11 protein-coding genes and 1 pseudogene are annotated in these 11280 nt (G+C 57.6%); 11 read left to right on the top strand and 1 reads right to left on the bottom strand.

Annotated elements, in window-relative coordinates; genetic code table 11:
* A pseudogene (virG, locus tag NKI29_RS24560) lies at positions 1-256 on the bottom strand (two-component system response regulator VirG); the annotation flags it as partial.
* A gap of 1291 nt (positions 257-1547) precedes the next feature.
* Between virG and NKI29_RS24555 the strand changes: the two are divergent.
* From NKI29_RS24555 to virB11, 11 genes are all read left to right on the top strand, one after another.
* Positions 1548-2333: a type IV secretion system lytic transglycosylase VirB1 gene (locus NKI29_RS24555; RefSeq protein ID WP_023673708.1), complete on the top strand. Its 786-nt coding sequence runs from the start codon at positions 1548-1550 to the stop codon at positions 2331-2333.
* Between the two features lie 74 nt (positions 2334-2407).
* A complete protein-coding gene (virB2, locus tag NKI29_RS24550) occupies positions 2408-2713 on the top strand; it encodes a pilin major subunit VirB2 (RefSeq protein ID WP_245274807.1) in 306 nt (101 codons plus the stop codon).
* Positions 2713-3039 carry a type IV secretion system protein VirB3 gene (locus tag NKI29_RS24545; protein WP_023679584.1) on the top strand — a complete coding sequence of 109 codons (327 nt, stop codon included), beginning with the start codon at positions 2713-2715 and terminating at the stop codon, positions 3037-3039. The genes virB2 and NKI29_RS24545 overlap by 1 nt, the downstream gene beginning before the upstream one ends.
* A complete protein-coding gene (gene virB4 / locus NKI29_RS24540) occupies positions 3039-5408 on the top strand; it encodes a type IV secretion/conjugal transfer ATPase VirB4 (protein ID WP_023679585.1) in 2370 nt (789 codons plus the stop codon). Before NKI29_RS24545 ends, virB4 begins: the two co-directional genes overlap by 1 nt.
* Positions 5409-5421: 13 nt before the next feature.
* Complete coding sequence (locus NKI29_RS24535; protein WP_023673704.1) at positions 5422-6105, top strand: TrbJ/VirB5 family protein; 684 nt, start codon at positions 5422-5424, stop codon at positions 6103-6105.
* A gap of 58 nt (positions 6106-6163) precedes the next feature.
* Positions 6164-7051: a type IV secretion system protein gene (locus NKI29_RS24530; protein ID WP_023679586.1), complete on the top strand. Its 888-nt coding sequence runs from the start codon at positions 6164-6166 to the stop codon at positions 7049-7051.
* Positions 7052-7078: 27 nt separating this feature from the next.
* Complete coding sequence (locus NKI29_RS24525) at positions 7079-7237, top strand: type IV secretion system lipoprotein VirB7 (protein ID WP_081731114.1); 159 nt, start codon at positions 7079-7081, stop codon at positions 7235-7237.
* Entirely contained in the window at positions 7234-7947 is a 714-nt protein-coding gene (locus NKI29_RS24520) for a type IV secretion system protein VirB8 (RefSeq protein WP_023679587.1), read from the top strand. The genes NKI29_RS24525 and NKI29_RS24520 overlap by 4 nt, the downstream gene beginning before the upstream one ends.
* Positions 7944-8828, top strand: coding sequence for a TrbG/VirB9 family P-type conjugative transfer protein (locus tag NKI29_RS24515; RefSeq protein WP_352784719.1), 885 nt, complete (start codon positions 7944-7946; stop codon positions 8826-8828). Before NKI29_RS24520 ends, NKI29_RS24515 begins: the two co-directional genes overlap by 4 nt.
* Positions 8821-9960 (top strand): type IV secretion system protein VirB10, encoded by a 1140-nt coding sequence (virB10, locus tag NKI29_RS24510; protein WP_023679589.1) that lies wholly within the window; start codon positions 8821-8823, stop codon positions 9958-9960. The genes NKI29_RS24515 and virB10 overlap by 8 nt, the downstream gene beginning before the upstream one ends.
* A complete protein-coding gene (gene virB11, locus NKI29_RS24505; protein WP_023673699.1) occupies positions 9944-10984 on the top strand; it encodes a P-type DNA transfer ATPase VirB11 in 1041 nt (346 codons plus the stop codon). The genes virB10 and virB11 overlap by 17 nt, the downstream gene beginning before the upstream one ends.
* The last annotated feature ends 296 nt before the right edge of the window (positions 10985-11280 follow it).

The following is an 11280-nucleotide window of genomic DNA, read 5'->3' as shown; positions in this document are numbered from 1 at the left end:
CCTCATCAAGCCGGTCGCCGCTGATCACTATGATAGGAACATCCGATTTTGTCGCCAGATTGCGGACGATCGCAAGTCCATCCTCCCGGCCTAGGTTAAGGTCGACAACCACGAGATCGACTGGCTCACGTGAAAGAACATAGTCAAACTGCTTGCTATCGTGGACTGCGGTTACCTTCAGGGCATGCATCGTGAGATACTCGGCGATGAGGCGCCGCATTGCGGCATCATCGTCAATGACAAGAACATGTTTCAACGGCGCACCTTCAATCTTGAATCCCCTTGTCTAAACCTGTTGCCGAGCAACCCTGGGGCACCGACCCAGAACAGCTGCTCCTTGATACCACTCGCCGTTGCGTGCGGCCAATGTGAGGCCGTGCTCGTCCTGTTCTTTTCATCCCCAGCGAATTGACCGCACCAAGGCAGCCCGTGGCCACCAGACAGGTCCAAGCGCCGACATGACCCTGCCGTGTGGTCCTTCGCTTTTTCGCTTCGAGCTCCCCCGTTGGTGCAGGCCTGCCAATATCACTCAAGTTCGACCTCATGGATGCCAAGTTTCCTGCTATGCCGTTGCATCCTGGTCATCCTGGAGTTTGCGGACCTGGATCATCTCGATATCCTCCGGCTCGTGGATCCAGCTCGGACATGGTTGAGCAGCGCGGCGTTTGGCTTGATCGGAGAGGCGGTCGGCGGAAGAAGACCGTGATTCGCTGCAGCGGCCTTGTGCAAAATAGTGTGTCTCCTGCCAAGCCGGCTTCGTCCAAGGTGGCCGGCGGCCTCAAATGCTGTTCGGCGACCGGCAGGTCGCCGGTTGCGGTGAACGTCCGGGCTAACATTTCTCAGTTACTGCAACTCCTCCATCTTGAGCGTGTCACTATGCTTGTCCATTGCGCCGTCGGACTCCGTCAAGGACGTGCGGTTATCTGCCGATGGGACTGTGCATGATCCACCCTTTGGCGGCGGCGGCCGAACAGCTGAACGAGGCTCGCACCAGGATGGGCTGCGCCGCCACGTCTTCCCAGTTGACCCTCGCCGCCGCGGATTTGCGCCTTCGAGCCAGCTTCACGGACGAGCTCGCGTCTCAAGCAATGATCTGAGTGTGCAGGGCCGCGCATGGCTGCTCTTTAAGGACCGGCAGCATACCGGCAAAGTTGGGCCGCTTTATCGCCTTAGTCGATTCCCCACGGTGATCCCGAGCCTGAACAAGCCCGCCAAGCTCCCCATTTTGTCCTTGGCTTGGCGCTGACAGAAGTACCATCCATGACGCCAAAGTCGCGGCCCACACTCCAGGAGCAACGGACGGCCGGGACGAGCAATCCTGTACAGGAGTCATTGTACCAAGATGCTCCGGATGTCGCTGGCTGATCGGGCCCGCGCCACCCACGCATGCGCAAGATGCTCACCCACGCTGATACGAACACGGTCTTTGCTTCAATTGAAACCGAAAAGCTGAACTTGAACATCACACAGTAACAAACCTCCCCGATAAGCGCGTGCCGGACAGGGCCAGAACCCGTCCGGCGGCTTGGAAAGGTAGGTGATAGGGAATGTTTATTGCAGCTTGGCCGCTGGCCATCGTCCTGATGACATCCATGTCACTCCCAGCCGAGCCCGCGCCACTTTCTCCGCGTGAGTTCCGCAGCCTGTCGCGCAAATGCGCCCCCTGGGTTGCGCCGTCCACCCTCGCCGCGATTGCCAAGATTGAAAGTGGCTTTGAAACGCTGGTGGCTCATGACAACACCACAGGTGAGCAGCTTCGCTGGATAGACCACCTGGAAGCCACGCGGGGCATCAAGGAACGCCTCGAAGCACAACATTCTGTCGATGTTGGATTGATGCAGATAAACAGCAAGAACTTTGCCATGCTCAATCTCACGCCGGAAAGGGCTTTCGAGCCCTGCGCCTCGCTTTCGGCTGCCGCCCACTTGCTTGAAAGCCGGTATGCCGGCGGCACCACTGCTGTGGCACAGCAACTGGCGCTTCGCCGTGCCATCTCGGCCTATAACACGGGCGACGTCACGCATGGCTTCGCCAACGGTTATGTACGCAAGGTCGAGTCGGCCGCAAAGGACATCTCAAGTCTCCTTGAGAGAACGCTGGAGCCGACTGCTCGAGATGTGCCGCACCTTGAGGCACCCGGTCGGAAAGCCGTGCCGCCTCTGCTCCAGCAGAGCCAACAGGCCAATAGAAAGAAGCAGCCCAACCAAGATTCTTGGGACATCTGGGGCTCGTATCAGCCAGACCGCTCCGGGGCCGATCCCTCCGATCCGACAGGTAGCCAGGCTGCGAAAGCACGGGAACCCTCGAACCCGAACAAACTCGTATTCGATTGAAACATGGAGATGCAATGATGACGCCACTCAAGATACTTCGTGCGCTTAAAACGCGTGTTCCTTCGCCTTTTTCCATGCTGCGCATAGCGGCTGAATATGTACCGGCCGCTGCTGCAGGCGCGGCGTGGACGGTCTTCTACAGCGGGCCAGCCGCGGCTCAGGTGACCGGAGGGACGGATCCTGCCAAGATGGTCCAGAATATCTGCACGTTCATACTTGGCCCCTTTGGACAATCACTGGCCGTGCTCGGGCTCGTAGCCATCGGTATCTCTTGGATGTTCGGTCGTGCTTCACTTGGCCTGGTTGCGGGTGTCGTTGGAGGGATCGTCATCATGTTCGGGGCCAGCTTCCTGGGCAAGGCGCTCATAGGCGGTGGCTGATGAGCGACCGGTTGGAAGTGAGCACCCTCTATGTGGCGGCGACGCGCCCCGCACTGTTTCTGGGGGTGCCGCTGACGCTGGCCGGATTGCTCATGATGTTGGCTGGGCTTGTTATCATTATCCTTCAGAACCCGCTTTACGAAATCGTTCTCGCGCCACTCTGGTTCGGAGCACGGCTGGTTGTTGAGCGTGACTATAACGCGGCAAGCGTCGTGCTGCTCTATTTGCAGACGGCCGGCAGAAGCGTGGACGGGCCGGTCTGGGGAGGCGCAAGCGTCAGCGCCAATCCGATCAGAGTGCCGAAACGCGGAAGAGGAATGGTGTAATGTTCGGCGCCAGCGGCCGGACCGAGAGGTCTGGCGAGATCTACCTTCCGTATGTTGGTCACGTAAGCGATCAGGTTGTCATTCTGGAAGACGGATCGATCATGGCCATGGCACATGTGAACGGTCTGCCCTTTGATTTGGAAGACACTGAGATGCGCAACTCGCGCTGCCGCGCGTTCAACACTCTCTTGCGCAACATCGCCGACGACAATGTCTCGATATACGCTCATCTTGTGAGACACAACGATGTGCCGGCGCCGGCGCCGCGCCAGTTTCAAAGTGCATTCGCTGGCAGTCTGAGCGAGGCCTACGAGCGTCGTGTGCTGTCGGGAAAGCTCTTTCGCAACGATCACTTCCTCACTTTGATCGTGTCCCCCCGCACCGCAATCGGCAAGATCGGCTTGCGGATTGCCAAGTCCCGCAGACGGAATGAGCACGATCTAGCCACCCAAATGCGGAGCCTGGAAGACCTCTGGCACATCATTGCTGGCGCACTCGGCGGTTACGGTCTGCGCCGGTTGGGCATTCGAGAGAAAGGCAACGTGCTCTTCACGGAAATCGGCGAGGCGCTTCGGCTCATGATGACTTGCCGGTTTCTTCCGGTTCCGATGGTTACCGGCTCACTTGGCGCCTCGATCTACACTGACCAGGTCATCTGCGGGAAGCGGGCGCTTGAGATTCGAAGGCCCGGGGATAGCTCCGTCGGATCATTGTTTTCGTTCCGTGAATATCCGGCGACGACGCGGCCGGGCATGCTAAATTCCTTGCTGTCCGCCAACTTCCCGCTTGTCCTGAGCCAGAGCTTTTCCTTCCTCACTCGCCCACAAGCTCATGCCAAACTAAGCCTTAAGTCCAGCCAGATGACGAGTGCCGGCGACAAGGCCCTCACCCAGATCAATGAACTTGCCGAGGCAGAGGACGCACTGGCAAGCAACGAATTCGTGATGGGTTCGCATCATCTGAGCCTGTGCGTCTATGCCGACAGCCTCAATACCCTTGCAGATCGCGCAGCAAGTGCCCGCGCACGGCTGGCCGACGCGGGCGCCGTTATCGTCCAAGAGGGCATCGGCATGGAGGCCGCATATTGGTCCCAACTTCCGGGGAACAACAGGTGGCGCACGCGCCCGGGGGCGATCACCTCACACAATTTTGCCGGGCTCGTCTCATTTGAGAACTTCCCAAGCGGTTCCAGTTCCGGCCACTGGGGCAATGCTGTTGCGCGCTTTCGCACAAACGGTGGAACTTCTTTCGACTACATCCCCCATGAGAATGACGTCGGCATGACGGCAATATTCGGGCCCGTTGGCAAAGGCAAGACGACGCTGATGACCTTTGTCCTCGCGATGCTTGAGCAAAGCCTGGTCGATCGCAATGGTGCGATCGTCTTCTTCGACAAGGATCGGGGTGGTGAACTGCTGGTGCGAGCCACGGGAGGGACATATCTTGCGTTGCGCAGAGGCGCTCCGAGCGGCTTGGCCCCTCTGCGTGGACTGGACAACACCTCCGCCTCGCGAGACTTTCTACGCGAGTGGTTGATGGCCCTGATCGAGAGTGACGGCCGTGGTCCGATCTCGCCGGAGGAAAGCCGTCGGCTGGAACGCGGCATTGTTCGTCAGCTTTCGTTCGAACCCCCTATGCGCTCACTTGCGGGCCTGCGCGAATTCCTATTGCACAGCCCCTCCGAGGGCGCAGGAGCACGGCTGCAGCGGTGGTGTAGAGGGGGGGCGCTTGGATGGGCTTTTGACGGCGACGTGGACGAAGTAAGGCTGGATGCCTCCATTACGGGCTTCGACATGACGCAGCTCCTGGAATATGAGGAGGTCTGTGCACCGGCCGCCGCATACCTTCTGCATCGAGTGGGCGCTATCGTCGATGGTCGTCGGTTCGTCATGAGCTGCGACGAATTTCGATTCTATCTACTAAACCCCCAATTCTCGGCCGTTATCGACAAGTTCTTGCTCACGGTCCGCAAAAACAACGGCATGTTGATACTCGCAACGCAGCAGCCTGAACACGTTCTGGAATCGCCTCTCGGAGCTAGTCTCGTTGCGCAATGTATGACGAAAATTTTCTACCCATCACCGACGGCGGACCGCTCTGCGTATGTCGATGGCTTGAAGTGCACTGCGCAGGAGTTCGAGGCAATCCGCCAGGGAATGGCAATCGGCAGCCGCAAGTTTTTGCTCAAGCGCGATAGCGGGAGTATTGTTTGCGAATTCGATCTTGGGCAGATGCGCGAGTACGTAGCCGTACTCTCGGGGCGGGCCAACACAGTGCGCTTTGCCGACCAGCTTCGTAACCAGCACGGAGACGCCCCAAGTGGGTGGCTCGACAAGTTCATGGCCCGGTACCACGAAGTTCAAGACTGACGGAGGAATATTCATGAAATTTGCCAAACTTGCAGTAACGACCCTTGCTGCTTCCCTTCTGCTTCACGGACAGGCCCGTTCGCAATTTATCGTCAGCGACCCTGTAACAGAAACACAAGCGACCTTAACAGCGCTTTCCAATGCGGCGATCCTTGAGAGGTCAATCGAGACGCTCGCTACCACGATTGAAATGGTGACAATTCTAACGTCGTCATTCGCTGTCACGGGACTGCTAAGCTCACTGAACCAAGGAAATCACTACCCGTCGAGCAATAAGCTGGAGGAGCAGATGTTTGATGCTCGGGCGCCAGCTTCGATTATGGCCCGTAACATTGCGAAGGACCCAAATCGGATAGTCAACGGCACCGATTCAGAAGCGAAACTGTTACAGGGACAAATCGCCGGGGCCGCCAATGCCGCAGCTATTGCAGCCGACACTTTGGGCATGATGGACAAGCGCCTTAAGGATAACGCCGGCACGCTTGGTCAGCTTTCCCGCTCGGGAAATATTATGCAGGCCACCGTGACCAACGGTCTGGTCCTCAAGCAGATTCACGATGCGATGATCCAAAATGTCCAGGCCACGAGTCTGCTGACAATGGCCACTGCACAAGGGAGCCTTCACGCCGTGGAGGAGGCCGCCACGCAGCGTCGCGAACATCAGGACACCGCTAATATGTTTAGCATCCTCCCGTAAACCACACAGAGTTCATCCTGCTAAGCTGCGCTGATCAGGGACACATCAGGCTCACGCCATGAATTTCAAAATTCCCGCGCCATTCACGACTATACACACGATCTTTCATGGGGCCTTCACGTCCGGGCTGCACAAAGTGCTTGAAAACATCCAAGAGGCGGTCAGTGCGCCTCTGGTTGCGTGTGTCACGCTCTGGATAATAATCCAAGGCTGTCTGGTCATGCGTGGTCAAGTCGATGCGCGCGGGGGTATCTCGCGCGTAATCATGGTGTCGATTGTCGTTGCCCTTATCTTAGGGCAGGCCAACTATCAGCAGTACATTGAAGCGCTCTTCGACGACACGATTCCGAGGTTGGCTCACGACATCAGTGGCAGCGACTTGCCCTTCATCGGAATCCCCCAGAAGCTCGATCTCATGTTTGCTTCAAGCCAGTATGTCTTTCAGCTGATTGCTTCCGAAATTGGGCCTATGAACGGCCAGGACATACTTGCTTTCGAGGGAGCGCAATGGATTTTCTACGGCGCGCTGTGGACAGCGTTCGAGATCTACGATGCCGTTGGAATTCTGACGAAGGTGCTCTTGACGATCGGCCCCCTGGTCCTTGTAGGCTACCTTTTTGATCACACTCGAGACATAGCCACCAGATGGATCGGCCAACTGCTCTCGTACGGGCTGCTGCTTCTCCTCCTCAACATCGTTGCAACGATAGTAATCGCTGCCGAAGCAGTCTCGCTGGCAGCCATGCTTTTGATGATCAAATTCTCGGGCACGACAGCAGCCAAGATCATCGGGCTTTACGAGCTCGACATGCTTTTCCTAGCTGGTGACGCTCTGATCGTCGCGCTTCCGACGATCGCCAGCAGCATCGCCGGCGGCTCTTGGGGAGGTGCGAACCGACCTCTTAACAGCCTCAATCGCCACTTTGCCAAAACGGCGGGTGGTTAATCAATCGACAAGCTCGGTGCCAAAAACATGAAATATTGCCTACTTCTGTCAATCCTCGCTTTGGCCGCCTGCAAGACGAGCCATGGGCTTGCGACATGCGCGGGTGCCCCATTCCAACTGAACGTGGGACAATGGGAAACCACCCCTGAGGATCTTCAGGTCGAATGCGCGGAAGAGCCAAAGTGAAAGTTCCTGAACATGCCCTTCTGGTGGAGAGAGAAACGCTAGCCGCCCACTATAAGAAGGTGGAAGCGTTTCAAACTTCACGAGCGAAGTCTGCGCGGCGCCTGTCAAAGGCCCTGATAGCCTTTGCCGCAGCGGCGGTCCTAGGAAATGTTGCCCAGGCATTTACCATTGCTGCCATGGTCCCGTTGGCCAAGCTCGTACCTGTGTTCCTCTGGGTCCGGCCGGATGGGACCGTCGACAGCGAAGTGTCAGTCTCTCGACTGCCGGCAACCCAAGACCGAGCCGTCATAAATGCTTCGCTGTGGGAATATGTACGCCTGCGCGAGGGGTACACAGCAGATACAGCCCAATACGCCTATGACCTCGTATCCAGTTTCAGCGCGCCGGCTGTGCGACAGCAATATCAAGATTTCTTCAACTATCCGAATCCCACCTCGCCGCAAGTCACGGTCGGCAAACGCGGCAAGCTCGAGGTCGGGCATATTTCTTCAAACGACATCAGTCCGGACGTTCAACAGATCCGTTACAAACGTACGCTTGTTGTCGATGGGCAGATGCCGATAGTGACCACCTGGACAGCTACCATCCGCTACGAGCGCTTGACGGGTCTGCCTGGGCAATCGAGGCTCACCAATCCGGGAGGTCTACTCGTCACTTCCTATCAAAGCTCGGAAGATAGCGTATCGAACCTGGGCTATGTGCAGCCATGACAAAAAGAGCGTTTCTCGCGCTGGTCTGTTCACTCTTCTTAACGATGGAAGCGTCCGCGGAAGACACACCACTTGCCGGCAAGCATGATGCGCGCATGCGCTACCTGGCTTACCGTCCTGACGAAGTGGTGCGCCTGTCTACCGCAGTGGGGGCAACGCTGGTTGTCACATTCGCGGCCAACGAGACAGTCGCAGCCGTGGCCGTTTCCAATAGCAAAGACCTGGCTGCGCTCCCGCGCGCCAACTATCTCTTTTTTAAGGCTAGCCGGATGCTCCCGCCGCAGCCGGTCATCGTGCTGGCCGAGAGTGAGTCCGGTACACGGAGATACGTCTTCAGTATTTCAACGAGAGCGATGCCAAAACTCGATGAGCAGCAACCTGACCTATACTACAGTGTGCAGTTCACCTATCCTGCTGATCAGGCTGCTGCTCAGAGAAAGGACGCAGAAAGGCGCTCGATTCTTGGTCAGGCCCGGGCGAAAGTGCTGCGCGACGAGAGAGTTCAGGATTTGTTGAATCGGCCCGCCGCAACTACCAGTCCGGACGAAAGCAATTTTCACTACGTCGCAAAGGGCGATCGATCGCTGGCGCCGCTGGAAGTTTTCGATAATGGCTTTACCACCGTATTTGGCTTCGCAAGCAATTCCCGCATACCCTCCCTCTACATTATCAATCCCGACGGCAAGGAAGCCGCTGCCAATTACACGGTCAAAGGAGACTATGTTGAAGTATCCGCAGTCGCCCGGGAATGGCGTCTGAGAGATGGCAATACGGTCTTGTCCATTTTCAACAGGGCTTATGACCCTGTGGGACGAGCGCCAGGGACCGGTACAGTGACACCCGACGTGTGGCGCGTTTTGAAAGGCCCGGCCGATGAATGAAACCGGCCCACAGTCGGGACATGATGTCCATGCCTCAGGATCGATGGTCTCGGAGCCGGCCCGCCGGCATGTTTCGGGATTGCAGAAGTTGGCCGTCGCTGCTCTTGTTCTCATCTCATCTCTATCGCTCATCTGGCTCGGCGGTCGTCCCAGCACACAAGACGAGCCAACTCAGCCAAAACCTCCAATTGTCGCCGACGCCGAGCCATTCCGCCCCGTGCCGATTGAGATTGCTCCCGAAGCTCCAGCACCCGTACAGGCGGCGCAGGCAGGAGATCCTGCGCCATCCACGCCGCCTCCGGCGCCAGCTGATCCGCCGCCGGAGGAAACACCAATTTTCGCCTACAGTGGCAGCGGTCAAATGCCCAACGACGGTCAGCGGAGCGAAGACAACCATAGGGATGCTCCCGCGACCTCGCATGAGATTTCAGACGCTGGCGATCTGACGGGGCGATTGAAGCCAGATATACAGGAGCCAAGCCGGGCCACACTTTTGCCGCACCCTGATCTCGTGATTACCCAAGGAACGATAATTCCCTGCATTTTGCAAACGGCAGTCGACACAAATTTACCGGGTTATGTGAAGTGCGTCTTACCTAAAGACGTCCGCGGCGCCACCAACAACGTGGTGCTTTTGGATCGCGGGACGACCGTGATTGGCGAGATCCAGCGTGGTCTCCAACAGGGGGATGCGCGTGTCTTCGTGCTGTGGACGCGCATCGAAACGCCTGACCATGCCCTCGTTTCGCTAGCGTCGCCGGGCGCTGACGAGCTCGGCCGCTCCGGAATGCCTGGCACGGTGGATAATCACTTCTGGCAGCGCTTTGGCGGAGCAATGCTCATGAGCGTCATTCAAGGCGCGTTTCAGGCCGCCGGTCAATACGCTGGCAGCTCAGGTGGAGGAAGCGGCATCAACAGCTTCCAGAGCAACGCCGGACAAGCCGTTGACACGACCCTTAGAGCAACGATCAACGTTCCGCCAACTCTGAAGAAAAACCAGGGAGATGCTGTATCGATCTTTGTGGCTCGGGACCTCGATTTCTCAGATGTATACGATCTTAGACCGATCGCCGTGGCGCCAGCCCCCCAACATCGCCAACGCCGGAGAGACAACAATGCGACCGGAGGCTGACCCTCAATTGCGTTTGCTTCTCAACCCTGTTTTGAAATGGCTTGAGGAGCCAAGGACCGAAGAGGTCGCTATCAACCGGCCTGGGGAAGCCTTTGTCCGACAGGCCGGCGTTTTCACGAAACATCCGCTACCGCTATCTTATGACGATCTGGAGGACATCGCGATCCTCGCTGGAGCGCTGCGCAAGCAAGATGTCGGACCGCAAAGCCCCCTCTGTGCGACTGAGCTGCCGAACGGAGAGCGGCTGCAGATCTGTTTGCCGCCCGCTGTTCCCTCAGGAACAATAAGCCTGACGATACGGCGTCCCTCAAGTCGTGTGACCGAACTCAAGGAAGTTTCTTCTCGCTACGAATACTCGCGTTGGAATCAATGGCGGTCACGAAAGGAGCGCCAAGAGCGGCAGGACGAAACGATTCTTCAGCACTACGACCATGGTGACTTGGAGCAATTTTTGCGAGCATGCGTTTGCGGGCGGCTCACGATGCTGCTTTGCGGACCTACTGGAAGCGGCAAAACGACAATGAGCAAGACTTTGATCAACGCTATACCCCCGCAAGAGAGGCTGATAAGTATCGAGGACACGCTCGAACTTGCAATCCCGCACGAGAACCATGTCCGGTTACTCTATCCGAAGGACCGAGCAAGCGTAGGTGCGGTGACAGCCGAGCAACTGTTGCAAGCCAGCTTGCGCATGCGCCCTGATCGAATATTGCTTGGCGAGATGCGCGATGATGCTGCTTGGGCCTACCTTAGCGAAGTCGTCTCCGGCCATGCGGGATCAATATCAACGATTCATGGGGCGGATCCGGTCCAAGGCTTTAAAAAGCTCTTTTCACTCGTCAAGAGCAGCCCGCAAGGAGCTGCTGTGGAAGACCACACGCTTCTTGACCTGCTGTCGGCTGCCATTGACGTCATTGTGCCGTTCAGTACCCACGGCGACGTGTATGAGGTGGGGGAGGTGTGGCTCGCCGCCGATGCCCGGCGACGCGGAGAGACAGTAGCCGACCTTCTTAACAAGCACTAAGGCTAGAGCACGTCGGGGATCGGTAAGTCGTTTGTGATACGATGGCGTAATTTGTTCAGATTGAACGTCCACTTTGATTTGAGGGAGGTGGATAATGGGAGGAGGACTGGGCGTAGACCTTCGGTCACAAGTCTGAAGTCTTCGGGCGCCCTGTCGGCGCGGCAAGTTGCGGCACGATTCGACTGGTGTATCGAGCGCGTCCGCTGAATTGCGCGGGCGACGCTCACCGAGCTGGTGCCGATGCCTGCTTCAAAAGCGGCATCGACACCCGGCAGGTCGTACCCTTGATTTACCTA

Origin of the sequence: Mesorhizobium sp. M0678 (genome assembly GCF_040320505.1) — a bacterium.
In the GTDB taxonomy this organism is placed as follows: domain Bacteria; phylum Pseudomonadota; class Alphaproteobacteria; order Rhizobiales; family Rhizobiaceae; genus Mesorhizobium.
Note: the sequence above shows the minus strand (reverse complement) of the source record. Positions and strands in the feature narration are given on the sequence as shown.